The following is a 26,028-nucleotide window of genomic DNA, read 5'->3' as shown; positions in this document are numbered from 1 at the left end:
AATTCTAAACTAAGAATGAATCATCAGTATCTGATTCTACTGCATCAAAATCATCTTCTGCTCTTGTAAATCCACCTAATGGCTCACCATCTTCCAATTTTTGAGCATTGCCTAAACCACATGCGACCCCTTTGTTTCCGGCTGCATTATAAGCATAGAAGTTAAGTGTTAATCTTCCATAGCAGCCACTATATACTTCACTTGCTACATCCATAATTGGATGTGCACTTGCATCTACAACTCCTGGTTTCATCTTACTACTTGCATTTAAGAAATAGCATCCTGAATATGCTGGATCATCTGGTCTTTCAACATCTCCATCTCTTAAAGGTATTTTTAAAGTAGGTGGAACTTTTCCTCCCCATTTAGACTTCCCATTTTCTTTTGCTTCTGCTGTTGCTTCTTTTATAGCAGTAAGTGTTGATTTATCATTTTTATCGATTATTACAGATACACTATATTTAGGCTCATTACCCTCTAATGCATGTGGTTCAGCTAGATGAACATAACTCAATCTAACCTTTCCTGTAGTAACCTTTGTGCCTGTGCGCTTTGCATTTATCATAATAATTTCCTCCAAAATTTTAATTTTTTATTTCACCAGAGTACAATGCCCTCTGCTATGGCATATTTAATTTTTACTTAAAATCTTCTATTGCTGAATTAAATACTGGTCTTTTATCACCTTCAGGTGCTAAAGTTGGTTTACCTTGTGGCTTTTCAATATATTCTCCTAGCAATCTCTGAACCTCTTTTTTACCTATAGCTGTTTCCATATTTGATATGCCTGTAAGCTTTTTAGTGTAAATAATATTTTCCAAGAAACCTTGTTCAATAAGTATCTCTCCAACTTTCTTTTCATCTGTCCACTTTCTATTACTTCTACCTTCAACGACTTTATAACCTGGATAATTAACTCCACTTAAGGCTTGATCTAAAGCATATTCTTTTATCTTTGTGGCCCAACCTACAAGATCATCAACTCTTCCTAATATATCTGCAATCTCTTCTTGACTTAAAAGCTTACTTTCTGCAAATTCATATCCTGCAAGTTCCATATTATACTCAGCTTTAGCTTTGCATATAGCCTGTGCTTTGCAGAATTTACAGTGTTCTCCTGCACATAATTCTCCTTCACCTTTAATTGCAAGTTGTGCTCTAGGTTTAACATATTCATCTGCCCATTTTATAAGTTCATCAATTGATATTTCATCAGTGCTTATTGAATCAAGTCTTGGTTGTATAATTGTCATTTTTACATTTTGAATATCATATAAAAACGAAAACTCTGTTATTGCTCCAAGAGCGTATAACCTCATTTGTGTATTTCCTACTGCTGAAACTGGAACACCTTTACCATACTTCAAATCACAAATTTCCATTGTTCCATCTGCAATTATTACAAAGTCGCCAGTTCCAAATCCGTCTGGAACCCATTCAGAAAAATCAAGTCTTTGTTCAACAATTGCAATTGCATCAGGTGTTGTTGCTTTAGCTTTTGCAACTTTCTCTATGCAAACATCTGTATAAATTTCAACATAATCTGGCATATCATTTGTATACAGATCATTGTTAGTTATAAGCTTCTTTACTTTACTGTCATAAGATCTCTTAGTTATTTCCCCAAGTTGATATCTCAAGCTCAATTCTCCAAGCTCATGAGCTAGTGTTCCCTCTTCTGCTGCTGTACTTGTTTTATTTTCAAAGCCCTTTTCTAGTTCAACACTAGGCGTACACATTAACCACCTATGAGAAGAACTTGCAGATAATTTTGCGTGTGCTGCCATTACTTTACCTCCTGCATTAATGTTAATTCGTATTCTTCACTGACCACTTCTGATATAGTTATTACAATGTAATCACAATCATCATCGCCTTCATTAAATAACCATATGTGTATGCGAAGTGGATCTATCTCTTTTATAAGACCATCTAAATCCTTTATTTTGTACCCATTACTCTTGGCCCATTGCTTTACATGAATAGCCTTACCAACAGTAAATGTATCAACATCAAATTGTGGCTTGTTTACTATACCTACTAAATTTGCCATTATAGTAATGCCTCCGCCTCTTTTATAAGAGCTGCATAATCTTCTGGTTTAACATCAGATAGTTTTTTAGCTCCAAGGTTTTCAATTAAGGCCTTAGCTTCTTTTTGCTTTCCAGATTTAACAACTTGATTAAATTTTTCTCTAACCATTTCCTTAGTAATATTAACTTCAGCATCGGCTGTATTTTCTCCCTTAATATCCGCATCCTTCGGTAATTCTTCAGTAGTCGTATCTATTCCTGTAACTTCAACTTCCACATTAGGAGTTTCACCCTTTGAATCAACCTTTTCTTCTTTCTTATTTCCTACCCTTTCCTTTTTAGGATTTTCAGCTGCGGGTTTAATATCTTTCTTTAGTTGCTCCAATTTTGCTTGTCCAATATTTACAACAGATGGGGTATTTCCATTAATAAGTGCTGTTAATTCCTTTAGTTCCTCGATTGAATTTAATACTATTTGCATAATTTTTTCCTCCTGAAATCTTTAATTCTATTTATATTCTGAATTGCATGAGCATCTGCACCAGTAAGTTTTTCTCTTTCCTTAGCCTTCTTCTTATATAAGTCATTTACTACTAACTGCATAAACTCTGCTTTTGTTAACCTTTTATCCATTTTTTAGATCTTCTAAAAACATTTTCTCTTCAAAAACTTTAATGTCTGAATTAATATTTTTAACAATCCACTTTTCTGCCTTATCAATATGAATCTTGCTTTTTGAATATCTGCTAAAAACCCCTATAGAATATGAATTGCTCGTCGGAACTACTAATATGTCACCTTCTTTTAAATCTTCTATGTCTGTGAAATATGAGTATTCTTGGTCAAAACTACCTCTTGTGAATCTAATAAGTGCTACTTGTTTACTCATAACCTTATAGCCCTCCCAGCTTTAAAATTTTTTCTCTTTGCTTTTTAGGCAACTTCATAAGTTCATCCATAGCTACACATACAAATCCAGTGTTCCATTGGCCTATAAACCATGCTTTAATTTCAATATTGGGTGGAACTGGGACTACTATGGCTTTTGGATTTTTGTATCTCCATTCATTCACCCAAGCATCTTTCTTAGCTTGAATTATTTCTTCTTTTGCTTGCTGAATTTCTTTATGCCAATTTTTAATTGCAATCACACTCCTTTGTGATATAATTGAGTTGAATATTTACGTATGGCTATAATGGATTACTTTGGTCGGTATCCTTATAGCTTTTTTCTTTTGGTAACTTTTGAAGTTCTTTCTCAGAACGTTCTTTATCATAAGAGCTTACCATCTTTCTATGTCCTGGTACTCTATCCTTGCTTGTCCACGTTTCAACTTTGTTCACCTCCCTCCAAGTTGCATTTTCATATGGGATACGATTAAAATATCTAAATCCTGACTTACTTGTATAGTCTCATTTGATTGCCTTTCATTAGAATCAATACTGGCATACATTTTTTCTCTTAATTCCTCAATGGCTTGTTCAATACTCTCTTTTGTTAAATCACAGGCTCTACATTGGAATATGGTTTCTTGCTTTCGAGGTTCTTCCAACTCTTCAATTTCAAGAACTTCAGCTTTTCTGTAAAAGGATTTATTGTTTAGGCTAAAACTTGTTACTTTTACTCCTTGAGCTTCTAATTTTCTTTTTAGATCTAATGTACTCGTAACTTCTTCTTTTTCAATTTTAGTAATTAAAGCATCATCTTCTCTAATATGTCCAGGCATTTCTATTTCAACAAAGTTTAATACATTTTTCATTTCATCAACGTGAAATCTGAACTTTGGCATCTTTTAATTCCTCCTAACTTTTAGTTAACTAACTTACCCTTTTCAAAATTATGTTTAAAGATTACTTAAATCTGTCTATGTTCTTCTGTAATCTTCTCTATCCATCTATCCAATGCTCTTTTGTCAATAGATGTTCTTGTTCCTACTTTGAAATATGGAAAATCAGTATTTGGTTTTTCAACAAGTTCCCTTACCTTTTCGTGTCCTATTCCCATATATGTTGCTGCCTCTTGAATTGAAAAAGTGATCTTCTGAGGTTTTTCTGATTTTAAGACTGTTAATATTTCTTTTAGTAATTCTTCCATCCTAAGTCTCCATCTTTTCGAATATTTCTTTTTCACTAACCCCAAAGGCTTGAGCTATGGCTCGTCTACTATTTTTTCGAGGATATACAATTCCCTTTTCCCATCCCCAGTAAGCTCTTTGCCCGGTGAAACACTTTTCTGCTGTTTCTTCTTGACTCCATCCCTTAATGGTTCTTAAAACTTCCATCTTTTTGTTCCAAGTTAAATTTCTAATTAAATCTGACATCATTCTCCACCTCTTCGTTTGCTTACTTGCATGTTTTTTGCTTACAAGTACATATTACGTCATAATGTTTATAATAGCAACGATATCTTTACGTCATATTACGTCATTATACCAATTTTATCAATGTATTGCTTTTATTCTCTATTTATTCCATTGATTTATTGACATAATGACGTAAAAGACGTATAATAACGTTAATTATTAAAAAGGAGTTTTTGTCGTGAATAGTAAATTACTTGGACTTAAAATAAAACAATTAAGAAGTGAACACAGTTTAAAAATAGGCAGAAGATTTCTTCAGAAAGATTTAGCCGATGCATTAGGGATTTCAAGAGGATATATAGGTGACATTGAAAGTGGTAGAACAAGACCCAATAATGAATTAATAAGCAAAATTGCAAATGTTTTTAATGTACCTACATCTATTTTAAGTGATAATATTGCATTTGAATTTTGCATTAATTGTGAAAAATTAAAAAATCTTAGAGATATAAATAAACTTACTCAAGAAGAATTGTCTAAAATATTAAACTTAGATTCTGATGTTATTAGTAAACTTGAGAAACTTGAGATTGGTGCCAGCCCAGAATTGGCACATAAAATTGCTGTATTTTTTAATGTATCTTTTGATTTTCTTTACAATGATAAAGAAATTACTAAGTGTCCCATTTGCGGATTAACTTATGAACCCCTCAAATATGAAGACTATCATAAACATAAAATTACACATGAAAAATATTTAAAAATTAACTCAGGCTTTTTAGATATAGAAGATAAATTATTATCAAACTTCCATAAATTAAACGAAGTTGGTAAACATAAATTGATTGAGTACAGTAATGATTTGATAGATACACCAAAATATACTGATAATGAAATCAGCATTGATAAATTCAGAGCTCCACTTATGGAAGATCCTGAATCTTTAGTTAACCGTTATACAACAATAGCTGCACACGATGATAATTTAACAGCTGAAGAAAAACGAGAAGCAGATAAAAAAATATTAGAAGCATTAAATAGGAAACGTAAATAACTGGAGTTGATTGCATTGACGAAATACGAAAAACTTTTAATTGAAGCTGAAGATCAAGGTGTTGAAGTTATTGAAGTTGATCTTGGCACTAATAAAAAATGTGGTAAATATCTTAATAATAAAAATGAGAGCATTATTATTATTAATTCAAATATAACAGATATTGAAAAGCATGAAGTACTTGCGGAAGAATTAGGTCATCATCATACTACTTATGGCAACATAACAAATTTAGATGACATTAGAAATAAAAAACTTGAATTAGTTGCTCGCAGAGATGGTTTTAAAACTTTAGTGGAGCCTATAGATATTGTTAATGCCATGAGGAATGGTGCAACAAATATATATGAATTGGCTGAATATGTTCATGTTACAGTGGATACCTTTTATACCATAATAGAGGATCTAAGAAAACAATATGGATTAGGTATACCAGTCGGTAATTATTATATACAATTGGAACCTAGTTTTGGTATATATAAAGATATTGATGGTCTATTCAATTATAATGGCAAATAATCCAGTTGATTATTTCAATTGGTTGATTTATAAATATTTATATAAATTCTACGAAAGGATGATTTTATGGCAGTGAAAACAAACTATAAAATGAATGGGAAAGATTATTTTAGAGTATCAGCTTCATTTGGGAGAGATGCTAATGGGAAGCTTATAAGAAAGTTTTTCTATGGAAAAAACAAAAAGGAGGCCGAAAAAAAACTAGAAGAATATAAAGATAGCTTAAAGCAAGGATTAATTGTAGATAAAAATGCTTATTTAAGTTCTACAATGAGCAATTGGTTATTTGAAGTAATAAATATGTCCAATAAAATTAAACCAACTACATTTGAGAGATATGAAGGTATATATAGAAATTATATAAAGAGCTCTCCTATCGCTTCTTTGCCATTAAATGATATTAAGTCTTTACAAATTCAAAAATACTATAACAAACTATTTAAAAATGGAAAAACTACTAGTCAAATATTTAATCTAAATAAGTTACTAAAACATTTTTTTACTTATGCAGTGAATGAAGGTTACTTACTAAAAAATCCTTGCATCGGCCAAATTGTCATTCCCGGTGAAGTTGAGATTAATAATAATGAAGTGGAAGTTTTTACTGATGAGGAACTAATAGCTATTCTTAGCTATTCTAAGAACTCTATAATAAAAGATATAGCAACTGTCTGCATTTCTACTGGAATAAGACGTGGTGAATGTCTGGGCCTTAAATGGAGTGATTTAGATTCGGATGCTATGGAAATTAATATTAGTAGAACTGTTTCAACTGTAGCTGTTATTGATAAAGATGGAAATAGAAAATATGAAACAATAGTACAAATTCCGAAAACAAAAGGATCTGTAAGAAGCATTCCACTACCAGAATCATTAAAACCTATATTTGAGAGAATAAAAATCAAACAAAATGAAAATAAATTAAAAATCGGTGAAAGTTATAATAGAGAAAATGAAGGCTTTATTTTTTTAACTGAAAATGGAAATCTAATTGATAGTAGTAATTTAAGTAGAAGTTGGAAGAGATATTTAAAAAAGATTGGAGTAAGGTATATAAAATTTCATGCTTTAAGACATACATATGCAACACGTCAATTTGAAGCTGAATTACCATTAAAAACAGTATCAACTTTATTAGGCCACAGCAGCATAGAAATAACAGCAAATACTTATACCCATGTGTTAAAGAAAGAAAAAGAAAAAAGCATTGATATTCTTAATGTGTTAAAAATGTGTTAATACAGCTAAATATTAATTCAAACATTTTCACAATCCCAGTAGTATCAACGCTTATGGTACACTTGGTGGGATTCGAACCCACGACTTCTGGATTCGAAGTCCAACGCTCTATCCAACTGAACTACAAGTGCATATTCATTTTTATATAAATAAAAACAACTGAAATCAGTTGTTTTTTGGAGCGGGTAGTGGGAATCGAACCCACCTTTCCAGCTTGGAAGGCTGGAGTATTACCGATATACGATACCCGCGTATTTATTTATATTATTTCATGTATGGAGCGGAAAACGGGATTCGAACCCGCAGCCTCCACCTTGGCAAGGTGGCACTCTACCGTTGAGTCATTTCCGCTCATTTGGTGCAGATGAAGGGAGTCGAACCCCCACACCGTAAGGCGCTAGATCCTAAGTCTAGTGCGTCTGCCAATTCCGCCACATCTGCATATACAATTGGTGGCTCACCCGGGAATCGAACCCGGGACACCATGATTAAAAGTCATGTGCTCTACCGACTGAGCTAGTGAACCAAAATAATGGCAGGGATAGCAGGATTCGAACCTACGAATAATGGAGTCAAAGTCCATTGCCTTACCGCTTGGCGATATCCCTATAATGGAATGAACCACATGTTATCCCACATAATTTAAGTAAATAATAAACTTACTATGGTGCGTCATCAGGGATTCGAACCCTGGACACCCTGATTAAGAGTCAGGTGCTCTACCAACTGAGCTAATCACGCATAATTGGAGCGGGTAGTGGGAATCGAACCCACCTTTCCAGCTTGGAAGGCTGGAGTATTACCGATATACGATACCCGCATATTTATTTATATTATTTCATGTATGGAGCGGAAAACGGGATTCGAACCCGCAGCCTCCACCTTGGCAAGGTGGCACTCTACCGTTGAGTCATTTCCGCTCATTTGGTGCAGATGAAGAGAGTCGAACTCTTACACCGTTAGGCGCTAGATCCTAAGTCTAGTGCGTCTGCCAATTCCGCCACACCTGCATAAGTTTTTATGAATTTGGTGGCTCACCCGGGAATCGAACCCGGGACACCATGATTAAAAGTCATGTGCTCTACCGACTGAGCTAGTGAACCAAAATAATGGCAGGGATAGCAGGATTCGAACCTACGAATAATGGAGTCAAAGTCCATTGCCTTACCGCTTGGCGATATCCCTGTATGGGGTGAACGATGGGACTCGAACCCACGACAACCAGTGCCACAAACTGGCGCTCTACCAACTGAACTACGTTCACCATAATGGTGCGTTTTAAGGGATTCGAACCCCTGGCCCACGCCTTAGAAGGGCGTTGCTCTATCCAGCTGAGCTAAAAACGCATATCTTTTATTATGTTACAAATATTAAATTTGTATGGAGCGGGTAGTGGGAATCGAACCCACCTTTCCAGCTTGGAAGGCTGGAGTATTACCGATATACGATACCCGCATATTTATTTTTAAATGGTCGGGGTGACAGGGATTGAACCTGCGACCTCATGGTCCCAAACCACGCGCGCTCCCATCTGCGCCACACCCCGATTTAATGGTGCGTTTTAAGGGATTCGAACCCCTGGCCCACGCCTTAGAAGGGCGTTGCTCTATCCAGCTGAGCTAAAAACGCATATTTAATTGCTTTTCAGACTTTTTTATTTTACTCTATTCAAGCAATCTTGTCAAGAACTTTTTCTTCGGAACGTTTTTTATTTTACATGTTCCTTTAAACTTTGTCAAGACTTTTTTAACCACTTTGATTAATATCATAATTTTTAATGGAGCGGGTAGTGGGAATCGAACCCACCTTTCCAGCTTGGAAGGCTGGAGTATTACCGATATACGATACCCGCAAATATTAATCTTTAAATGGTCGGGGTGACAGGGATTGAACCTGCGACCTCATGGTCCCAAACCACGCGCGCTCCCATCTGCGCCACACCCCGAGAATCTTAACTAGTTTTTCAACTTGTCACTCATCTCTCAGCGACAATGATTATTCTACAATATCAAATCTGTTTCGTCAATACCTTTTTTATAATTTTTCATAATAAATTTAAATATTTAATCATTATTCCCTAATTTCTTTTAAATATGCGTCTACTTCCCCATTATTATCGATGTTTATAAAACCTATACACCTCCCTTTAAATTTAGGTAATGATATGCTTCCTGGATTCATTAATATCATATCATCTTCTTTCTCTACTAATTGTTGATGTGTATGACCGAATAACACAATGTCAGCATTTAATTCTCTTCCCCTATAATAGATATTATTCATAGAACTCTTTACCCCATACAGATCACCATGTGTAAAAAATATCTTTTTTCCATTCACTTCTATGACAGATTCCTTTGGATACTTAGTTGAATAATCGCAATTACCTGCAACAGCATATACTTTTCCTTTAAAAGTATTTTCCAATAATTCCGCATCATCAATGTTATCTCCTAGATGTATCAAAATATCGGCATCCTTTATTAGTGCCTTAGCCAAATTAATATATTTAGTCATCCTATGTGTATCACTTACAACTGCAATTAACATAATTTAATTTCTCCTCCTGCATTATTACTTATTTAACTCTTATATAGCAAAGAACCTATCCATCTAGAATAACTTTCTAAATAAATTAAATTAATTTAATAATTACCTTTTTTAATTCCTTTAATGCCTTTCCTCTATGACTTATTTCATTCTTCTCCTCTGAAGTTAACTCAGCAAAAGTTTTATCTAATGGTTCGTAGAAAAATAATGGATCATATCCAAATCCGCCATCTCCATGTAGTTCTTCTATAATATATCCTTCCACTTCACCTGTAACTTTAAAATACTCCCTCTTATCTGTAAACATAGCTAATTGGCAAATAAACTTAGCTCCTCTATTGCTTTTTAAAACTCCTTTTAACTTGTTTAAAAGCTTTTCATTGTTTTTTGAATCATTTCCATGTTCCCCTGCATATCTAGCAGAATAAATTCCAGGCTCCCCATTTAAGTAATTTACTTCTAATCCTGAATCATCTGCTAATACAATAAAATTACTATCTTTTCTTTCCAACAGATATTCATATATTTCCTTAGCTTTCTTTTTTGCATTCTCTTCAAATGTTTTTCCATCTTCAACTACATCTATGTTTATACGCTCATCTTCCAATGATCTAACTTCTATATCTATCTCTTTTAATATTTCTTTCATTTCTTTAATCTTTTTCTTATTATTACTAGCTAATATTAATTTTTTCATTATATATCTCCTTTTGCTCATTTACAATAAAAATTTCAAATTCCATAATTACTCTATAAAGTGCTTTAAAATCACTGGTTCTTTTGCTTTTCTATCACTAATAATATTATCACTTTTTCATTTTTAAGTAACCTAACTAACACTATATATTCCTAAATAGCTTTTATATAATTCTAACTAATTTACTTGAACACATTAATCTTTTAGCATTCTTACTGTATATTAAATAATTCATCTCTTTTAGGTGGTTCAACCTCGATTTCACTATCATTATCTATTAATAATGCTCCACGCTCACATATCTTACCTATTATACTAGCCTCAATTCCACTTTCATTTAGAAGGTTTATCAATTCACTACCATTTTTAGTAGTAATAAGCATACTTCCAGACGATATGAGCCTAAGTGGATCTATTTTAAATTCCCTGCAAACCTTTTTAGTTATATCCAACATTGGTATTTTCTCTTTAAATATTTTAAAGCCTTTATTTGATGCCATAGCAACCTCAAAAAGTCCTCCAAGAAGTCCTCCTTCTGTTATATCGTGCATTGAATTAACGCCAAATTCTCCGCTTATTTTTCCCTCTCTAAGAACACTTAGCTTATTAATTAAATTACTTCCAAATTCTATCTCTTCTTTTGATAAAATTTTCTCAATTCTTGCTTTATGATCATTTATTAAGATATATGTACCTTCTAATCCTAATGTTTTAGTTACTATTATGTCATCTCCTAATTGCGCTCCTGCAGTTTTTACAGATTTACCTTTTAAATTCTTTCCTATTACTGTTACCGATATAACCATCTTATTTACTGCACTTGTTACTTCTGTATGTCCTCCTATAATCTCTACATTAATCTTAGCTGCTTCTTCATTAATTTCCTTCATGATTTCGTTTATCTCTTGTAATGTTGATGATGTTGGCGCTAATATTGTAACTAAAATACCTATAGGCTCTCCACCTGCTGATGCTATATCATTACAATTAATATGTACTGCTAGCTTCCCAACATTCTCACTTGCTCCTGTTATTGGATCTGTAGAAAATATGCCTTCATATTCTCCAAAATCAATAATAGAGCAATCTTCTCCAACATCATTTCTAATCTTTACCTCCTTTCTCTTAATTGTTTTATTATTTAATATAATATTTCTCAAATCCTCGAAATCTAATTTTCCTTCCTTCATTATAAAAAATCTCCTTTTATTTTTATTTTATGTACTTTTTGTTTACAAATTTCATATTAATGAATAAGATGAGAATTTTATGAGAGGTGTTATACATTGAGATATATAGGACCATTTTTTAGGATGAACAGTCTTTCCCAAAAAGAAATTAGTGGTCAACTTTTTTACTTATCCAAAGAATCAATAAAAACTTTGGTTCTAAACTCTAAGTGCGGAATTTTAGCTCAAACTAGAGCTTCAAAAAAATCTCCTATAGAAGATATTAGCATATTAAATAATTTTTCTCCACTATTATGCTTATATAGAAAAGCTTCACCGTTATTTATTCATAGTAAAAGCAGCCCTAGTTTTGATGAAGCAAGTTTTAAAAAGGAAATAAGCCCTTCTACTAGTGCTCTTATGACTTTATGTTTACTTGAATTAAGCGAATATTATTCACATTATAGTGATGGAAAAAGAAATGTAGTATCTCTTGAGAAACCATTTAAATACCTTGCTAGAGAGCAGTTACAATTCTATTCTGAAAACTTACGAAATAATGAAGGCTTATTTGTAGATAAGAAAAATATATCTGATGGAAATTCTAAGGGATTTTCTCTAATAGATAAAGATGATAAATTTAAATTTTCAGATCAAGCTTTTATGATGGATGCTTACCTACTATACTCATATTATAATGATAATGACGAGCTTAGCAAAGATTATGCTGCATTTTCAAACGAAATTCTAGATATGTTTAAAACTTATAATTCTGTATTATATGATTTATCGTTTAGTGAATGTATACAAATTTTTCTCGCTCTAAATATTCATTATAAATATTCGTGTTCACAAAATGCAAAAGAATTAATTTTAGATCTAGGTGATTTTTTAATTTCTAAATTTCAAGAAAAAGATTACTATATCGATTCTATAGATGATTGTGCACTATTTTCTATCTGTCTAATGGAAGCTTATAAACATACAGAAATAATTTCTTTTAAAGAATTCTCTAAAGAAATTACTGAAAAACTGATTAGTTTATATGATACGGACAAAAATATATTTATAAAATTGTCCGATAAGAAAGATAGTAAATACTCTTGCATTGAAATTAATCTATATCTTTTATGTTTACTTATGTATTCATTTCAAGAAGATAGGATTTCAGAACTACGACCTATTATTTCTGGTCTTTATAGAAAATTCTTCGTAAACGGCGGCCTTTTAACAAGTTGGCCTGAAGCTCCAACCTTAGATGAGGTAGAACGATATAAGAAATTAAGCCTACGTTCCGATGATATGTTAGATGAGATATATTTTAGAATGCCAGTATTACCTACTCCTAAAAGCACAGGTTTAGCTCCTGTATTTGTTAAGAGCTTAAGTTATTCAAAGAAAAAAGATTCATTAAATACTAAAAGGACTTCTTTTGATAGTAGCAAAAATATGTTCAACTTCTTTATGATTATCTACCTTCTTAAAGATATGGTTGAAGACTTTATGGAATTTATCCCACCATTAGGATTAGAAAGACTCTCTGATTTAGATAACTCTGTTGACGCAAATACTGATTCTGCAACAACTGACACAAAAGAAGATATCTCTAATAATTCATCAGCTACATCTAGCCCAGAGAGTAATGTAAGTAACTTAAAAACACAATTAAACTTATCAAAGGTAGAAGCCCCTGTTAGCTTTAAAGAACCTGTACTCAATAGTTTTAATACTTTCAAAAAAAATACTAATATAGCTTCATTAAATAATGATAGTACAACTAAAATTAGCCATTCTGTTAAAAATAAAAAACCAAAGAAAAATAAAGCTCAACATCCACACAGTAAGAAAAAGTTTTAAGATTCATAAATATGGATATGATAAAAAACTATCCTTATATGTAAATCAAAATATAAGATTTACATATAAGGATAGTTATAATACGTTGTATTGAAAACATATGCTCTAAATAATTATTAATATTAATCTTAAAACAATTCTTATTGGATTGTAGCAAAATTTATATTACCATTTCCATCTAATTTCAGATCTGATATCTTATCAGAAATTGCTATATTTTCATTATAAAACACCAATGGAAGAATATCGTAATTATCAAATAGATTTTCTTCTAAGCTTGAATAATCTCCATTATTTTTAGTGTTTAATAACTTTTCCAACAATTTATTCTGGTCTTCTGTTAGATATTTTTTAAAGTTATCATAAAAATCTGCTTTGTCAGATGAGTCAGCATTATTATTAACCAAAATCATATCATATCTTTTTTTTAATTCTTCATCTTCGAATTCTTCTTTTACTAAACTATATTTTATTGTTATATTTGTATTATTTTTAAACCAGTCTTCAATTGTTCTACATAAAATTCTATTTTCATCAGTATCTTCACAAAGTAATGTTAATATCTTAGGTTTGTTCCATTCACCTTCTTTATTACTAATAACTTTCCTTGCTTGTAATTTTGTTAGATCCTGTTTATCCTCTCTAAAAAAACTTCCTTCTGCAAGTTCAAATTCTTTATTATTCGAATTTTGATATGATTCAGTAGCTTTACATACATCATTATAGATATCTCTCCTTCCTTGAAGAGGAATAGAGTTGCTTTTACTGTTAATGATTAAATATGTTCCTTTTGTTTCGGGAAGTGTTATTAATTTTTTCTGCTCCGATAATTTATTAAGTTCACTTTCTGGTGGATTTATTACAATATCTCTTTCTTTGACTTCATATGATGCCATAGATGTTTCTACACTATCATCATTTAATATTTTAATAGTATCTATACCACTTTTATTATTCTCATTTCTTTTTAAGACAACCTGATCTTTGTTAAATGAATCAATCTTATAATCACCAGAGTAAATTAATGTACTATAATTATTTTTCATATTACGCCACATTATTAAATACTTTCTTAGTGTATACTGTGGTTTGGTCAATTCATTTAGAAAATTATCATCCGCTTTATTCAATCTAATAATAACAGAATTCTCATTTCCTTTTATTGCAACTCCAGTTTCATATACAACTTTACCATCTCTGAATTCTTTTGCCCCATAAACATTAAGCAATGCTTGTATATTTTCTTCATCTTCCTCTTTCAGTAACTCTTTAAAGAAAGTAGCTATATCATTAGGAGTTATTTTACTTCCGTCACTCCAAAAAATATCATCTCTAATTTTAAACTCATATTGAATACCATCCTTGCTTTTTGTAATTTCACTTGCTAAAGATGGTACTATTTTATTATCCACATCTTTAGAAACCAGCCCTTTGCTTACTGCACATATAATATCCTCATGGCGTTTAGATAAATTAGTAACCTTTTCTAAGTCTTCTGGAATCTCATTTATACCATAACTTATTGTTTCTTGCGAATCATCAGTAGATAAATTGTTACTTTCTTTGTTCACAAATCCTAAACAAAATAATATTATAAAACTTAACATAATTGCATAGAAAAAAATTCTTTTCATAATTACACCCTTTGCCTTAATTTATATTAAGAATTATTTCCACAATTTACTTTGTCTAATCAAAAAACTGACTCAAATGTTTTTAAATAACTTTGAGTCAGTTCCTTAATCAAAAACTTCTGCTACAAATCAACAGCTGTTAAGTTCGTTTTAATCAATATTTTATTACTTAATTAAATTTATCATAAAGAAGATTAAAGAAATTGATATTAAAAAACTTAAGATACAATATACTATTCTCTTTTTTCCTGTCTCGTTAATAAGAAACCTAATTGCTAAAATTGCCATAGTGATACAGACTCCAAGTTGTATCGGTAAGTATGAATTAAAAATCTGACCAACATAATAAAATTGATATGTTGTCAAAAAAGTACAAATTATTAAGATGCTTGTTATAAAAGCTGATATAAATTCAAGCAAATTTATTAACTTTTTCATACTCTACCTCCTTAGCATTTCTTCAAACTCATCTTCTGAAAGGATCTTTACTCCTAATTCCTCTGCTTTAGTTAATTTTGATCCTGCAGCTTCCCCTGCTATTACATAATCCGTTTTTTTACTAACACTTCCTGCAACCTTTGCTCCTAAGCTTTCAAGTTTATCTTTTATCTCAGTTCTAGAATAATTTTTAAGTGAACCAGTTGCAACAACAGTCTTTCCTTCAAAAGCACTTGCTATCACTTCTTTTTCTTCATATTTAGGACTGACACCTAGAGATAATAGTTCTTCAATTGTTTGTAAGACCTTTTCCTCTTTAAAGAAAGCCACAACTCCTTGAGCAACTATATCTCCGACATCCTGAACTTCAACGAGTTCTTCAAATGTTGCATTTTTCAAACCTTCTATAGATTTAAATCTGCTAACTAAATCTTTTGCAGTCTTTACTCCTACATTTGGAATTCCTAATGCATATATAAATGCGTATAGCTCACACTCTTTACTTTTTTCAATAGCTTCCAGAAGATTTTGTGCTTTCTTAGCTGCAAACTTTTCTAATCCTATTAAATCCTCTTCTTTCAGTTTATATAAATCAGAAATAGATTTAATATTAAGTTTTTCAAATAATTGTTCCGCTGTTCTTTCTGAAAAACCAGCTATATTCATTGCTTCTCTTGAAGCATAATGAACTATAGTTTTAACTAATTGAGGCTTACAAGACAAAGTGTTTTCACAAAAATAATGAGCTCCACTTAACACTAAATGACTGCCACAAGCAGGACAAACTTCTGGAACTGTTATTTCATCAGAACCTTCTAAAGATTCTGGTACTATCCCCATTATCTCTGGTATAACATCGTTACTTCTTCTTACGAAGACTTCTGCACCTATCCTAACACCTTTTCTCGCAATATCATCCATATTATTTAAAGTCGCCCTTTTAACAGTAACGCCTGCAAGTTCCACTGGCTCTAATATTGCTGTCGGCCCAACTCTACCACTTCTTCCAACATTCCATTCAACATCTAAAAGTTTAGTTGTTGCTTCTTGTGCTTCAAATTTATATGCAATAGCCCACTTAGGGAACTTTACTGTATATCCTATCAATTCTCTTGTTCTAATATCATCTATTGCAATCACTAATCCATCTATATCATAATTTAAATCAAATCTAATATCTCTTACATAATCTATCTCTTTCTCAATCTCTTCTATAGACGTACATACCCTTATATAATCATCAACTGGAAGCCCTTGCTGTTTTATAAACTCCATCATTTCCATATAAGTCTTAAATGGAGTTCCTTCTTTATAGCCTACATCATAAAAGAAAGCCGAAAGATTCCTTCTTGCAGTTTCTTTTACATTTAAGTTTCTTAGAGCACCTGCAGCCCCATTTCTTAAGTTCTTTAGTGGTGCATCAGAAGTCTCATTATATTTATTAAACGCTTCTTGCGTCATAATAGCTTCTCCATGAACTTCTAAAATATCATTGCTATTGATTTTAAGTGGAATTGATTTTATTGTTTTGACCTGTGCTGTAACTTCTTCACCAACACTTCCGGTTCCTCTTGTTGCAGCTATTTCAAGTATACCTTCAGTATTATATGTTAAGTTAATTGTTAACCCATCGAATTTCTTTGTAACAACATACTTTAGATCAGGCAGATTTTCTCCTCTTCCCCTAGCCTCTTCTACAAACTTAACATTTCTATTATGCCAATCTATAATTTCTTGCAAACTTTGCGCTTTATCTAAGCTCCAAAGCCTTGCTTTATGTGTATACTTCCTAAATCCTTCTAGCACTACATCCCCAACTCTTAATGTAGGCGAATAAGGAAGTACATATCCTGTTTCTCTTTCTAACGCTTGAAGCTCGTAGTATTTTTCATCATAGTCCTTATCGCTTATAGATGGACTATCTAAAGAATAATATTCATATGAATATCTATTTAACTTTTCAACAAGTTCTTTTATTCTTTCAATCTTATCCATATTAGCCTCCAAATTTCCACTAAATCATTTTAAGTTTTGCAAAAGATAATAATAATGACTTAACACCTTGTTTATCGAACGCAACTGTTAATTTCTTATCGTTACCTGAATCCTGAACTGCAACAATTGTTCCTTTTCCAAATTTTTCGTGAATTACTTTTCTTCCAAGAGTCGCTTCACTAACAGATATATATTCTTTAGCCATTTCATTCATAGTACTTCTATCAATTACATTATTAATACCACCATTGTTAAGAGTATATGCTCTATTACCTGTAACACTATTTCTTAAACTGTGTGGGTTAGTGTAGGAATTACTTTGCATAAGCTTCTCCCTGCTCTTAGCACTTTCCTTTTTAACTCCAACATATTCTTTTAAGTCTGGCTTTATTTCATTAATAAAGTCAGATTGAGGATATGCTACAGTTTTACCAAATACTCGCCTAACTTCTGCAGAAGTCATAAACAATGTTTGTTTTGCTCTAGTTATACCAACATAACACAATCTTCTTGACTCTTCCATCTCTGATTCTTTTTCAAATGACGCATTCCCTGGAAAAATACCATTTTCCATACCAACCATAAATACAACAGGGAACTCCAACCCCTTTGCACTATGGATTGTCATTAATACTACCGCATCATCTTCCTCTTCAATCTTATCCGTATCCTGAACTAGAGAAACTCTTTCTAAATATGCAGATAACGATTTGTCTTCGTTGTTCTTTTCAAAATCAGCTGCATCTGAAACAAGTTCCTTTAAATTTTCAATTCTACTCTTGTCTTCAATTTCATTTGATTCTTGTAATTGTTTTAGATATCCAGTATCTTTTAATATTGATTCAATAAGCACTGAAACAGGTACTGTCTCACTGAGTTCCATGAAATTTTCCATTAGCGCAACAAAAGGTTCAATTGTTGAAACATTTCTTGACGTTAATGTTGGAATGCTCCTTACTTCAGCTAATGCGTCCCATAAATCAAACTCAAAGCCGCTTGCAAATTCTTGAACCTTTGCAACAGTCGCATCACCAATGCTCCTCTTAGGTACATTTATTATTCTTCTAATACTAATATCATCTTGAGGATTAACAATAACTTTTAAATATGCTAATATATCTTTTATCTCTTTTCTGTCATAGAATCTTGTGCCTCCTACTATTTTGTAGGGGATTCCTCTTCTTCTAAAACTTTCTTCAAAAATTCTCGACTGAGCATTTGTTCTATATAGTATAGCAAAGTCATTATAATTTTTATCTTCTTTATTCTTTATGTCTAAGATTTGTTTACTAACAAAATCTCCTTCATCACTATCAGCATAAGCTCTATATATTTTGATTTTATTTCCTGGTTCTTGTTCTGTCCTTAATACTTTGCTTTTTCTATTTGCATTATTAACAATTACTACATTAGCTGCACTTAGTATATTTCCTTTTGATCTATAATTTTGTTCTAGCTTAATTACTTTAGCTCCTGGATAATCTTTCTCAAAATCTAGTATATTTTGAATATCCGCACCTCTCCACTGGTAAATACACTGATCGTCATCTCCAACAACACATATGTTCTTATATTTTGAAGCAAGTAATTTAACCAACTCATATTGAGCACCATTAGTATCCTGATACTCATCAACCATGATATATTTAAATTTATTTTGATAAAACTCCAATACTTCAGGATTATTTTTGAAAAGCTCAACTGTTTTGAAAATTAAATCATCAAAATCCAACGCGTTGTTTTCTTTTAATCTCTTTTGGTACATTTCATAAACATCTGCAATTTTCTTTTCCCTAAAGTTAGCTTCATTTTCTAACATAAAGCTTCTAACACTTTGCATTCTATCTTTAGCTTTTCCTATCTTCCCCATTATCTCTTGTTCTGTTATATCTTTATCATTAATATTAAGTGTTTTCATGCACTCTTTAACTAATGTCTTTTGATCTGAGCTATCGTATATAGTAAAACTGCTCTTGTAGCCTATCTTATCTATCTCTCTTCTTAGTATCCTAACACAAGTTGAATGGAAAGTGGATATCCACATATTTTCTGCTCTTTCACCAATAAGTGCCTTAACTCTATCCTTCATTTCCTTTGCTGCCTTATTTGTAAAAGTAATAGCTAATATACTGTAAGGTGCAATATCTAAATCTTCAATCATATGTGCCATTCTATGTGTCAAAACTCTTGTTTTACCTGAACCAGCTCCAGCTAAAATAAGCACCTGCCCATCAATTGTAGTTGCCCCTTCATATTGTTCTTTATTAAGTAATGATTTTAAATCCATTTACTTATTCCTCCTTTCCCAATCCTTAAATATTATACCATATGTGCTTATGTTTAAATCATTAACCTAACTAAAATATTATTTTAATTGCATATATTCAAACTTATACTCTAGGTTAGTCTATATCTACTTAGCAAAATTATGAATTTTTAGGAATAAAAAACACTTGATATTTTAATCAAGTGTTACTCACGCATTACTTAGTAATTTAATAATTTTACTCATCATATATTAATCACTCTAACTTTTATAATTCAACAATATAATGAACTATATTCTAAAGTTTAAGATGTCTTTTTCTAATACCGATGAAATATTAACTAGCTTTTTTGCTGTCATAGAAAATTCATTTGTTATAGCTGCTTGCTCTTCTGTAGCTGCTGTAACCTCTTCTGAAAGGGCTGATATTTCTTGCGATTTTGAAGCTATATTTTCAACTGTATTTAAGATCTTATTTCTTCCTTTCATGGTTTCTTGAAGTACCACATGAACCATATTAATATCACTAGGAATATTATTAACCTTGCTAATGACTCCTTCAAATGAGTTTGTTACGGTATTAATATCATTTTTACTTTCTTTTACTATTTTAGTTACAGCCTCTGTAGTATTAGAAACATCATGAGTCTCTTTCATAACTGTATCTATTAATTGAGTTATGCTTTTTGATGAATTTAATACTTCTTCTGCAAGCTTTCGTATTTCTTCTGCCACTACTGAAAATCCTTTTCCAGCCTCCCCTGCTCTTGCTGCCTCAATGGATGCATTTAATGCTAAAAGATTAGTTTGTTTTGCAACTCCATTTATAACATCAACTATGGAATTAATCTGCGATATAGTGTTATCTAAATTTTCAACCTTTGCTCTTGATACTGAAAATGAGTTTAACATATCATCGATAGTGTTCGCTAACTTATTTATAGTTTCTACTCCTTTATTTGTATCCTCTTTTATAACTTTTCCACCATCAGCTAATAATTTCAATTTATTATCCACATTATCTAAATCTACCGAAAAACTTTCTAATAAGCTAACAGCCTCTTCTAACGCTTCCGCTTGTTTTATACCTTCTTGAGATACATTAGTCACTGAAGTTGCGATTTCTTCACTAGATGATGCTACAGTGCTACCGCCAATTTCAATATCCTTTGATAGTTTAGCCAAACTTTCTGATATCACTTTTGTTTTCCTAACAAGCTCCCTCATGCTCTTTCTAGTTTTACTACTTGCAGCTGCTAATTTTCCTATTTCGTCTTTACCTGTAATTTTATATTCTGCTGTAAAATCTCCATTCCCTGCTTTTTCAATAACATCTTTAATAATTTCTATAGGTTTCGCAATTCGCCTTCCTATATATACTCCTGCAACAGCTGCTAATATCAATACTACTATAGCATAAATTATGCTTTTTATAATAGTGCTTCTAATAGACTTTTGCATGTTATCAACAGAAATTCCAATTGAAAGAGCGTATCCTATATCATCTCCGTCTTTGACAGGAACTGTTACATTATATGCCGGAGTTCCCTTCCATTCGTCCATATATGCTCCTGTATTACCTTTAAATACTGCATCTAATCCTGTTGATTCAATCTTCTCTCCAATTGATTCCTTCGATGTTCCTGCAACAAGAGTTTTATCACTTGATATTATACCTATATAGCATAATTCTCCATCTGAATATTTATATGTTTGATCTATTATTCCCTGTATTTTATCTGTATTTGTAACTCCTACACTTTCTATATTTGCTTTTATATTATTAACTAAAATAATTCCATCTGCTTTCATTTGGTTTTGTATTCCATTTACCATCTGGTATGAAAAAAAAGTTATACAAATCAAAGTTATTATTGCTGCTATTAAAACAAAATTAAAGATTAACTTTTTTCTTATAGAATTAAACATATTACCCCTCCCTAATATTTGATTATCTATCTTAATATCTTAATTATAATTTCTATATGTTTTTTATATTTGATTTAGTACCCGAAACGAATCTTTTCAGCATATACTTCGTTCGCGTACGAAGTATATGCTAACTTTAAAAACATTTTATTTACATTAACTTATTGAATACTTTAGTTTTACACTCCTATGACTTCTGTAACCCCAGGAACCTCTTCCTTTAATCTCTGCTCAATAATCATTTTTATTGTCATCATTGCTCCTGGACAATTTCCACAAGCACCTTGCATTTTTACACTTACAACTCCATCGTTGCTCACATCCACTAATTCAACGTCTCCTCCATCTCTTTGCAGCATTGGTCTAATTTTATCTAGTGATTTCATTATTAATTCTTTCATAATCTATACTCCTTCTTTTATATTCTTCGTACGCGTACGAATTATCTATTTAAAAAAAATGCCTTTAGAGCATTTTTATTATATTTTTAAGAGCTTTATCTATATTATCTTCAAAGACCTTTTTTTCATCTTCGCCAAAATCTTTTAATATTATATCTAGAAATTCTCTCTCCATAACTTGAAGTCTTTGCTTTATAACTACAGCTTCAGGAGTTAAACTTATATATACACTTCTCTTATCTTCGCTACACATGCACTTATTTATCAACCCCTGACTCTCATACTTATTTATTATGTCAGACAAAGATGATTTTGATATTTTCCATGTGCTTGCTATTTCATTAAAAAGTAACTTCGAACCATCTTCAGGTAAGATATCAAATAGTGCTGCGTGATTTTGCAATATAGGTAGTCGCTCATCCTTTATTTTTTTTGTCAAAAATTTGTTGGACGCTTCAACAATTATACTCATTCTTCCAACGATACATTTGTTTTTCATTTTTACCACCTCGTTCGTTCGGGTACGAATTAATTATAGAATTTTAATATTTTTTTGTCAATGCTTTTTTTATTTTATTATTTTAATATAGTTTTAAATTTTTATTCTCCTTAAAACGCTAATTAAATATTTAATTTCTTTTTTAAGACTTTAATTCTGATTGATAATTCAGCCCCCAATCATACATAGATTTAATTATCGGTGACATAGACTGACCAAGAACCGTCAACTCATATTCAACTCTTGGAGGAACTTCCGCATAAACTGTACGTTTTAAAATTTTATCTCTTTCAAGCTCACGCAATTGAAGTGTTAATGTTCTGTGTGTAACATTCGGAATCAATTTCTTTAATTCATTAAATCGTTTCTTGCCACCTAATAAACGATATAGAATAATTCCCTTCCACTTACCACTAATTATATTTAGTGTTGTCTCTACTGGACATGGGTGGTTAGGACAATCTGGATATATAGCTGGTTCATGCATATTTTTCGCTCCTTTAGTATAAAATAGATACTTAGGTAAGTTCATTTATATTATATATCAAATTTGTGCGTACTTCAATGCAGTATCCAATTGTGTTAGACTTAATTTATACTTAGATAAGAGGTGATTTTTAAATGAATACCAAAAACAAAGAAATTATAGATGCATTTCAATTTCGTCATGCTTGTAAGCAATTTGACCCTACAAAAACAGTATCTGAAGAAGATTTTAATACTATATTAGAGGCTGGGCGCCTTTCTCCAAGTTCATTCGGTTTTGAACCTTGGAAGTTCCTTGTAGTTCAAAATAAATCTCTTAAAGAAAAATTATTTCCCGTATCTTGGGGGGCTCAGAATAGTTTTAATGGAGCTAGTCACTTTGTAATTCTTCTTGCTCGTAAAAAAGTTGATACAATTTATAATTCTGAATATATCACTAAAATTATGTCTGAAGTTCAAAATCTTCCTGAAGATGTAGCCAATCAAAGAAAATCAGCTTTCGAAAGCTTTCAGAAGAATGATTTTAATTTACTTGAAAGTGATCGTGCAATTTTTGACTGGGCAAGTAAACAAACTTACATTGCTCTAGCAAACATGCTAACTGCTGCAGCTTTCTTACAAATTGATTCATGCCCAATTGAAGGATTTAATATTGAAAAAGTAGAAGAAATTCTTAAAAATGAAGGTATTTTAGATACTGAACACTTTGGTGTTTCAGTTATGGCTAGCTTTGGATACCGCGCTAAAGAACCACACGAAAAAACAAGACAACCATTAAATTCTGTTGTACAGTGGATATAAATCTATTGATAGAAAACCATGCATAGATGAAGTTATTTCATATGCATGGTTTTCTTTTATAAATATTATAATTTGTATAAATCCTACTAGTTTTATTAAAAATAAAAATGAAGTAGATAAATTATAAGTTATATATCCGTGTGTTAAGATATTTATTATTATGGTACAATAAATCAATATATAAATTAAAGCAAACAAACGATTGGAGTGAATAATTTGGAAAGATTAGATAAAATAATTTCTAATTTAGGATACGGAAGCAGAAAAGATGTTAAATCTTTTGCAAAAAAAGGAATTATAGAAGTTGATGGTCTAATAGTAAAAGATAGCGCCATGCTTGTTGACCCTGAAAAATCTGTTATAAAAATTAATGGTGAAGAGGTACTATATCGTAAATACATATATCTAATGATGAATAAACCAGATGGAGTTATATCAGCTACCCATGATAATAGAGATGAGACCGTTATTGATTTATTAAACCTAGAACATCAGGTTTTTGACCCATTCCCTATTGGTAGATTAGATAAAGATACTGTTGGATTATTGTTATTAACCAATGATGGTGAATTAAACCATAGATTGATTTCACCTAAATGGCATGTTGATAAAGTATATTATGCTGAAATAGATAAAAGCGTTGATGAAAAAGATATAAAAGCCTTTAAGGATGGAATTACCTTAGATGATGGGTACAAATGTTTAGAAGCTAAGCTTGAGATATTATCGAGCAATAACGATGGATCTGAAATAAGGCTTACAATTCAAGAAGGTAAATTCCACCAAGTAAAAAGAATGTTTGAAGCGGTTGGAAAAAAGGTAACTTATCTTAAACGAGAAGAGTTCGGTGGGTTATTATTAGATCCAGATTTAGAAGAAGGCGAATATAGAGAATTAACAGATGAAGAATTAAGCCTTTTAAAGAGCTATTAACGAATATTAAATAATTTTGCAATAAAATAATTCATTTCTTTCAAAAATATTCACATTTTTTATTAAATCACTTGCATTATTAATAATAATACCCTATAATATTCTTGCAAGGATAAATAAAAGGAATATATAGCCCCCTTTTTATTTATTGCTTATTGCTTATTGCTAAAGCGCAACCTAGCCCCAAGGGTTGCGTTTTTTATTATGGCCTTTTGAAAACATTTACCCAATATTTGAATACGATAACAAAATAAATTTAACTTAAAAATGTACATATTGTTAACAATATTAACAAACAGCAAAGAAACTGCATGAAAAAAATCATCTAGCTGTTACTGATGGTTTTTTTGATGCAGTTTTTATATGATTATAATTATTTTATTCCTTAAAAAATCTAGAATGTAAAACATCCTAGATTCCATTTCTATAGTACCCGATTACCTTCGGAACATAGTTCTGAGTTTCTTGTGGCATTTTATATAGGTCAGAAGCGGATGATACACCTCTTCTTTGCATAGTTCCAGGTCCTCCATTGTATGCCATAAGAGCCATCTCTGAACTTCCATTATATTTATCTAAATATTCTTTAAGCAACTTAGTTCCACCGTTAATATTTTGATCAACATCATATCCATCAGTTATACCTAAATGTGAAAAATTTTCTGGCATTATCTGCATTAATCCAGCAGCTCCGACACCAGATGTTGAATTAGGATCAAAATCAGACTCCTGCTTAATTACAGCTAAGATTAAATTAGGATCTACCCCATATTTTTTAGCTGCATCATCTACAGCCGAATATATTTTCTTAATATCAGCTCCACTTTTATTAGACAATGTAGATTCAGAATTTCTTGTAAAACCAATATAATTATTAGTTAAAATCATTGGTATTTCTTCTAAGTTTTGTCCTGTCACATATGTTTGCCCTACTCTAGCTGCATTATTTAAATTTATATTATCTTTTGAATTTGATTTCTCACTGTTGGTTGTTTCACTTTTTACTTCCTTTGTATTCCCACTTGATTCAGCATTACTATTTTCTTTAGATTTTTTTGATGATTCCATAAGATTTTTCATAACTAGTTGAAATGCTAAATCTTTTTCACCGCTAGTGCTATTGCTAGAATCAGAATCATTTGTTACTTGTCCATTGCTGAGCATATTCATTGCTAACAATTGTTCATTTGATATTTTATCTAAACCATCTATCGCCATACTTAAA

Annotated in this window: 29 protein-coding genes and 19 tRNA genes; 6 read left to right on the top strand and 42 right to left on the bottom strand. The window is 31.4% G+C overall.

The window, feature by feature from the left end; all coding sequences use genetic code 11:
* Window positions 1–4: 4 nt before the first annotated feature.
* The 11 genes from PZA12_RS01905 to PZA12_RS01855 all read right to left on the bottom strand — a co-directional run bounded on the left by PZA12_RS01905 (window position 5) and on the right by PZA12_RS01855 (window position 4,354).
* A complete protein-coding gene (locus PZA12_RS01905; RefSeq protein WP_181006015.1) occupies window positions 5–565 on the bottom strand; it encodes a DUF2815 family protein in 561 nt (186 codons plus the stop codon).
* 73 nt (window positions 566–638) lie between these two features.
* Entirely contained in the window at window positions 639–1,787 is a 1,149-nt protein-coding gene (locus PZA12_RS01900; protein ID WP_103698672.1) for a DUF2800 domain-containing protein, read from the bottom strand.
* Window positions 1,787–2,053, bottom strand: a complete 267-nt coding sequence (locus PZA12_RS01895; RefSeq protein WP_103698673.1) for a hypothetical protein — start codon at window positions 2,051–2,053, stop codon at window positions 1,787–1,789. Before PZA12_RS01895 ends, PZA12_RS01900 begins: the two co-directional genes overlap by 1 nt.
* Window positions 2,053–2,514: a hypothetical protein gene (locus PZA12_RS01890; RefSeq protein WP_103698674.1), complete on the bottom strand. Its 462-nt coding sequence runs from the start codon at window positions 2,512–2,514 to the stop codon at window positions 2,053–2,055. The genes PZA12_RS01895 and PZA12_RS01890 overlap by 1 nt, the downstream gene beginning before the upstream one ends.
* A complete protein-coding gene (locus PZA12_RS01885; RefSeq protein ID WP_181006016.1) occupies window positions 2,505–2,666 on the bottom strand; it encodes a hypothetical protein in 162 nt (53 codons plus the stop codon). Before PZA12_RS01885 ends, PZA12_RS01890 begins: the two co-directional genes overlap by 10 nt.
* Window positions 2,659–2,922, bottom strand: a complete 264-nt coding sequence (locus PZA12_RS01880; RefSeq protein WP_103698675.1) for a hypothetical protein — start codon at window positions 2,920–2,922, stop codon at window positions 2,659–2,661. Before PZA12_RS01880 ends, PZA12_RS01885 begins: the two co-directional genes overlap by 8 nt.
* Window positions 2,923–2,926: 4 nt before the next feature.
* A complete protein-coding gene (locus tag PZA12_RS01875; protein ID WP_103698676.1) occupies window positions 2,927–3,184 on the bottom strand; it encodes a hypothetical protein in 258 nt (85 codons plus the stop codon).
* A 40-nt stretch (window positions 3,185–3,224) separates the two neighbouring features.
* Complete coding sequence (locus PZA12_RS01870; protein WP_181006017.1) at window positions 3,225–3,377, bottom strand: hypothetical protein; 153 nt, start codon at window positions 3,375–3,377, stop codon at window positions 3,225–3,227.
* Complete coding sequence (locus PZA12_RS01865) at window positions 3,374–3,823, bottom strand: aspartyl-phosphate phosphatase Spo0E family protein (RefSeq protein ID WP_103698677.1); 450 nt, start codon at window positions 3,821–3,823, stop codon at window positions 3,374–3,376. The genes PZA12_RS01870 and PZA12_RS01865 overlap by 4 nt, the downstream gene beginning before the upstream one ends.
* A 65-nt stretch (window positions 3,824–3,888) precedes the next feature.
* The gene (locus tag PZA12_RS01860) at window positions 3,889–4,128 is read right to left on the bottom strand and encodes an excisionase (protein ID WP_103698678.1); all 240 of its coding nucleotides are present in this window, start codon (window positions 4,126–4,128) and stop codon (window positions 3,889–3,891) included.
* A gap of 1 nt (window position 4,129) precedes the next feature.
* A complete protein-coding gene (locus PZA12_RS01855) occupies window positions 4,130–4,354 on the bottom strand; it encodes a helix-turn-helix domain-containing protein (protein WP_103698679.1) in 225 nt (74 codons plus the stop codon).
* A gap of 220 nt (window positions 4,355–4,574) precedes the next feature.
* On the opposite strand from PZA12_RS01855, the gene PZA12_RS01850 reads away from it, so the two are divergent.
* The 3 genes from PZA12_RS01850 (at window position 4,575) to PZA12_RS01840 (ending at window position 7,148) form a co-directional block, all read left to right on the top strand.
* Window positions 4,575–5,390, top strand: a complete 816-nt coding sequence (locus PZA12_RS01850; protein WP_103698680.1) for a helix-turn-helix domain-containing protein — start codon at window positions 4,575–4,577, stop codon at window positions 5,388–5,390.
* 15 nt (window positions 5,391–5,405) lie between these two features.
* Window positions 5,406–5,909: an ImmA/IrrE family metallo-endopeptidase gene (locus PZA12_RS01845; RefSeq protein ID WP_103698681.1), complete on the top strand. Its 504-nt coding sequence runs from the start codon at window positions 5,406–5,408 to the stop codon at window positions 5,907–5,909.
* A gap of 66 nt (window positions 5,910–5,975) precedes the next feature.
* Entirely contained in the window at window positions 5,976–7,148 is a 1,173-nt protein-coding gene (locus PZA12_RS01840) for a tyrosine-type recombinase/integrase (RefSeq protein ID WP_103698682.1), read from the top strand.
* 54 nt (window positions 7,149–7,202) lie between these two features.
* Here the strand turns inward: PZA12_RS01840 and PZA12_RS01835 are convergent.
* The 22 genes from PZA12_RS01835 to PZA12_RS01730 all read right to left on the bottom strand — a co-directional run bounded on the left by PZA12_RS01835 (window position 7,203) and on the right by PZA12_RS01730 (window position 11,585).
* Window positions 7,203–7,279 (bottom strand) — tRNA-Arg (locus PZA12_RS01835).
* A 46-nt stretch (window positions 7,280–7,325) separates the two neighbouring features.
* Window positions 7,326–7,399, bottom strand: a tRNA-Gly gene (locus tag PZA12_RS01830).
* 25 nt (window positions 7,400–7,424) lie between these two features.
* Window positions 7,425–7,499 (bottom strand) — tRNA-Gly (locus PZA12_RS01825).
* A gap of 5 nt (window positions 7,500–7,504) precedes the next feature.
* Window positions 7,505–7,589 (bottom strand) — tRNA-Leu (locus PZA12_RS01820).
* 9 nt (window positions 7,590–7,598) lie between these two features.
* Window positions 7,599–7,674: transfer RNA gene (locus PZA12_RS01815), tRNA-Lys, on the bottom strand.
* Between the two features lie 7 nt (window positions 7,675–7,681).
* A tRNA-Gln gene (locus tag PZA12_RS01810) sits at window positions 7,682–7,756 on the bottom strand.
* Window positions 7,757–7,813: 57 nt separating this feature from the next.
* Window positions 7,814–7,889, bottom strand: a tRNA-Lys gene (locus PZA12_RS01805).
* Window positions 7,890–7,894: 5 nt separating this feature from the next.
* Window positions 7,895–7,968 (bottom strand) — tRNA-Gly (locus PZA12_RS01800).
* A gap of 25 nt (window positions 7,969–7,993) precedes the next feature.
* A tRNA-Gly gene (locus PZA12_RS01795) sits at window positions 7,994–8,068 on the bottom strand.
* 5 nt (window positions 8,069–8,073) lie between these two features.
* A tRNA-Leu gene (locus PZA12_RS01790) sits at window positions 8,074–8,158 on the bottom strand.
* Between the two features lie 17 nt (window positions 8,159–8,175).
* Window positions 8,176–8,251 (bottom strand) — tRNA-Lys (locus tag PZA12_RS01785).
* 7 nt (window positions 8,252–8,258) lie between these two features.
* Window positions 8,259–8,333 (bottom strand) — tRNA-Gln (locus tag PZA12_RS01780).
* Between the two features lie 3 nt (window positions 8,334–8,336).
* Window positions 8,337–8,412: transfer RNA gene (locus tag PZA12_RS01775), tRNA-His, on the bottom strand.
* A 5-nt stretch (window positions 8,413–8,417) separates the two neighbouring features.
* Window positions 8,418–8,494: transfer RNA gene (locus tag PZA12_RS01770), tRNA-Arg, on the bottom strand.
* Between the two features lie 35 nt (window positions 8,495–8,529).
* Window positions 8,530–8,603 (bottom strand) — tRNA-Gly (locus PZA12_RS01765).
* Between the two features lie 15 nt (window positions 8,604–8,618).
* A tRNA-Pro gene (locus tag PZA12_RS01760) sits at window positions 8,619–8,694 on the bottom strand.
* 6 nt (window positions 8,695–8,700) lie between these two features.
* A tRNA-Arg gene (locus tag PZA12_RS01755) sits at window positions 8,701–8,777 on the bottom strand.
* A gap of 149 nt (window positions 8,778–8,926) precedes the next feature.
* A tRNA-Gly gene (locus PZA12_RS01750) sits at window positions 8,927–9,000 on the bottom strand.
* A 17-nt stretch (window positions 9,001–9,017) separates the two neighbouring features.
* Window positions 9,018–9,093: transfer RNA gene (locus PZA12_RS01745), tRNA-Pro, on the bottom strand.
* Between the two features lie 125 nt (window positions 9,094–9,218).
* Window positions 9,219–9,698 (bottom strand): metallophosphoesterase, encoded by a 480-nt coding sequence (locus tag PZA12_RS01740; RefSeq protein ID WP_077839114.1) that lies wholly within the window; start codon window positions 9,696–9,698, stop codon window positions 9,219–9,221.
* 85 nt (window positions 9,699–9,783) lie between these two features.
* Window positions 9,784–10,395, bottom strand: coding sequence for an XTP/dITP diphosphatase (locus tag PZA12_RS01735; RefSeq protein ID WP_078116968.1), 612 nt, complete (start codon window positions 10,393–10,395; stop codon window positions 9,784–9,786).
* 212 nt (window positions 10,396–10,607) lie between these two features.
* On the bottom strand, window positions 10,608–11,585 hold the full coding sequence (locus PZA12_RS01730) for an AIR synthase family protein (RefSeq protein WP_077839116.1): 978 nt from the start codon (window positions 11,583–11,585) through the stop codon (window positions 10,608–10,610).
* Between the two features lie 96 nt (window positions 11,586–11,681).
* Here PZA12_RS01730 and PZA12_RS01725 point away from each other — a divergent pair, with 96 nt between their 5' ends.
* The gene (locus PZA12_RS01725) at window positions 11,682–13,421 is read left to right on the top strand and encodes a hypothetical protein (protein WP_078116967.1); all 1,740 of its coding nucleotides are present in this window, start codon (window positions 11,682–11,684) and stop codon (window positions 13,419–13,421) included.
* Between the two features lie 140 nt (window positions 13,422–13,561).
* Here PZA12_RS01725 and PZA12_RS01720 read toward each other — a convergent pair whose 3' ends face one another.
* From PZA12_RS01720 to PZA12_RS01685, 8 genes are all read right to left on the bottom strand, one after another.
* On the bottom strand, window positions 13,562–15,055 hold the full coding sequence (locus PZA12_RS01720; protein ID WP_078116966.1) for an ABC transporter substrate-binding protein: 1,494 nt from the start codon (window positions 15,053–15,055) through the stop codon (window positions 13,562–13,564).
* 165 nt (window positions 15,056–15,220) lie between these two features.
* Complete coding sequence (locus PZA12_RS01715; RefSeq protein WP_017209848.1) at window positions 15,221–15,493, bottom strand: hypothetical protein; 273 nt, start codon at window positions 15,491–15,493, stop codon at window positions 15,221–15,223.
* 3 nt (window positions 15,494–15,496) lie between these two features.
* Window positions 15,497–17,488 (bottom strand): NAD-dependent DNA ligase LigA, encoded by a 1,992-nt coding sequence (ligA, locus tag PZA12_RS01710; protein WP_103698956.1) that lies wholly within the window; start codon window positions 17,486–17,488, stop codon window positions 15,497–15,499.
* Between the two features lie 19 nt (window positions 17,489–17,507).
* Window positions 17,508–19,775 carry a DNA helicase PcrA gene (pcrA, locus tag PZA12_RS01705; protein WP_103698955.1) on the bottom strand — a complete coding sequence of 756 codons (2,268 nt, stop codon included), beginning with the start codon at window positions 19,773–19,775 and terminating at the stop codon, window positions 17,508–17,510.
* A gap of 270 nt (window positions 19,776–20,045) precedes the next feature.
* Entirely contained in the window at window positions 20,046–21,683 is a 1,638-nt protein-coding gene (locus PZA12_RS01700; RefSeq protein WP_103698954.1) for a methyl-accepting chemotaxis protein, read from the bottom strand.
* Between the two features lie 179 nt (window positions 21,684–21,862).
* Entirely contained in the window at window positions 21,863–22,084 is a 222-nt protein-coding gene (locus PZA12_RS01695; protein ID WP_078116962.1) for a NifU family protein, read from the bottom strand.
* A gap of 64 nt (window positions 22,085–22,148) precedes the next feature.
* Entirely contained in the window at window positions 22,149–22,583 is a 435-nt protein-coding gene (locus PZA12_RS01690) for a MarR family transcriptional regulator (protein ID WP_065418252.1), read from the bottom strand.
* Window positions 22,584–22,725: 142 nt separating this feature from the next.
* Window positions 22,726–23,070 (bottom strand): winged helix-turn-helix transcriptional regulator, encoded by a 345-nt coding sequence (locus PZA12_RS01685; protein WP_077845159.1) that lies wholly within the window; start codon window positions 23,068–23,070, stop codon window positions 22,726–22,728.
* A 134-nt stretch (window positions 23,071–23,204) separates the two neighbouring features.
* Between PZA12_RS01685 and PZA12_RS01680 the strand changes: the two genes are divergently transcribed.
* Together PZA12_RS01680 and PZA12_RS01675 are read left to right on the top strand one after the other, a co-directional pair.
* Complete coding sequence (locus PZA12_RS01680; protein ID WP_078116961.1) at window positions 23,205–23,870, top strand: NAD(P)H-dependent oxidoreductase; 666 nt, start codon at window positions 23,205–23,207, stop codon at window positions 23,868–23,870.
* 216 nt (window positions 23,871–24,086) lie between these two features.
* Window positions 24,087–24,803, top strand: a complete 717-nt coding sequence (locus PZA12_RS01675; protein ID WP_017209841.1) for a pseudouridine synthase — start codon at window positions 24,087–24,089, stop codon at window positions 24,801–24,803.
* Window positions 24,804–25,214: 411 nt separating this feature from the next.
* On the opposite strand, the gene PZA12_RS01670 is transcribed toward PZA12_RS01675, so the two are convergent.
* Window positions 25,215–26,021 carry a lytic transglycosylase domain-containing protein gene (locus PZA12_RS01670; RefSeq protein WP_103698953.1) on the bottom strand — a complete coding sequence of 269 codons (807 nt, stop codon included), beginning with the start codon at window positions 26,019–26,021 and terminating at the stop codon, window positions 25,215–25,217.
* Window positions 26,022–26,028: the final 7 nt, after the last annotated feature.

The organism is Clostridium beijerinckii (assembly GCF_036699995.1).
GTDB lineage: Bacteria > Bacillota > Clostridia > Clostridiales > Clostridiaceae > Clostridium > Clostridium helianthi.
The sequence above is the reverse complement of the archived record's forward strand: the minus strand, read 5'-3'. Positions and strand labels throughout refer to the sequence as shown.

Bases quoted from the DNA above. Each gene is read 5' to 3' on its own strand.
- PZA12_RS01840 (WP_103698682.1), top strand. From the start codon at position 5,976: ATGGCAGTGAAAACAAACTATAAAATGAATGGGAAAGATTATTTTAGA.
- PZA12_RS01715 (WP_017209848.1), bottom strand. From the start codon at position 15,493: ATGAAAAAGTTAATAAATTTGCTTGAATTTATATCAGCTTTTATAACA.
- PZA12_RS01680 (WP_078116961.1), top strand. From the start codon at position 23,205: ATGAATACCAAAAACAAAGAAATTATAGATGCATTTCAATTTCGTCAT.
- PZA12_RS01880 (WP_103698675.1), bottom strand. From the start codon at position 2,922: ATGAGTAAACAAGTAGCACTTATTAGATTCACAAGAGGTAGTTTTGAC.
- PZA12_RS01865 (WP_103698677.1), bottom strand. From the start codon at position 3,823: ATGCCAAAGTTCAGATTTCACGTTGATGAAATGAAAAATGTATTAAAC.
- PZA12_RS01905 (WP_181006015.1), bottom strand. From the start codon at position 565: ATGATAAATGCAAAGCGCACAGGCACAAAGGTTACTACAGGAAAGGTT.
- PZA12_RS01695 (WP_078116962.1), bottom strand. From the start codon at position 22,084: ATGAAAGAATTAATAATGAAATCACTAGATAAAATTAGACCAATGCTG.
- PZA12_RS01685 (WP_077845159.1), bottom strand. From the start codon at position 23,070: ATGCATGAACCAGCTATATATCCAGATTGTCCTAACCACCCATGTCCA.
- PZA12_RS01890 (WP_103698674.1), bottom strand. From the start codon at position 2,514: ATGCAAATAGTATTAAATTCAATCGAGGAACTAAAGGAATTAACAGCA.
- PZA12_RS01860 (WP_103698678.1), bottom strand. From the start codon at position 4,128: ATGGAAGAATTACTAAAAGAAATATTAACAGTCTTAAAATCAGAAAAA.
- PZA12_RS01895 (WP_103698673.1), bottom strand. From the start codon at position 2,053: ATGGCAAATTTAGTAGGTATAGTAAACAAGCCACAATTTGATGTTGAT.
- PZA12_RS01720 (WP_078116966.1), bottom strand. From the start codon at position 15,055: ATGAAAAGAATTTTTTTCTATGCAATTATGTTAAGTTTTATAATATTA.
- PZA12_RS01740 (WP_077839114.1), bottom strand. From the start codon at position 9,698: ATGTTAATTGCAGTTGTAAGTGATACACATAGGATGACTAAATATATT.
- PZA12_RS01730 (WP_077839116.1), bottom strand. From the start codon at position 11,585: ATGAAGGAAGGAAAATTAGATTTCGAGGATTTGAGAAATATTATATTA.
- PZA12_RS01855 (WP_103698679.1), bottom strand. From the start codon at position 4,354: ATGTCAGATTTAATTAGAAATTTAACTTGGAACAAAAAGATGGAAGTT.
- PZA12_RS01690 (WP_065418252.1), bottom strand. From the start codon at position 22,583: ATGAAAAACAAATGTATCGTTGGAAGAATGAGTATAATTGTTGAAGCG.
- PZA12_RS01885 (WP_181006016.1), bottom strand. From the start codon at position 2,666: ATGGATAAAAGGTTAACAAAAGCAGAGTTTATGCAGTTAGTAGTAAAT.
- ligA (WP_103698956.1), bottom strand. From the start codon at position 17,488: ATGGATAAGATTGAAAGAATAAAAGAACTTGTTGAAAAGTTAAATAGA.
- PZA12_RS01900 (WP_103698672.1), bottom strand. From the start codon at position 1,787: ATGGCAGCACACGCAAAATTATCTGCAAGTTCTTCTCATAGGTGGTTA.
- pcrA (WP_103698955.1), bottom strand. From the start codon at position 19,775: ATGGATTTAAAATCATTACTTAATAAAGAACAATATGAAGGGGCAACT.
- PZA12_RS01670 (WP_103698953.1), bottom strand. From the start codon at position 26,021: ATGGCGATAGATGGTTTAGATAAAATATCAAATGAACAATTGTTAGCA.
- PZA12_RS01700 (WP_103698954.1), bottom strand. From the start codon at position 21,683: ATGTTTAATTCTATAAGAAAAAAGTTAATCTTTAATTTTGTTTTAATA.
- PZA12_RS01735 (WP_078116968.1), bottom strand. From the start codon at position 10,395: ATGAAAAAATTAATATTAGCTAGTAATAATAAGAAAAAGATTAAAGAA.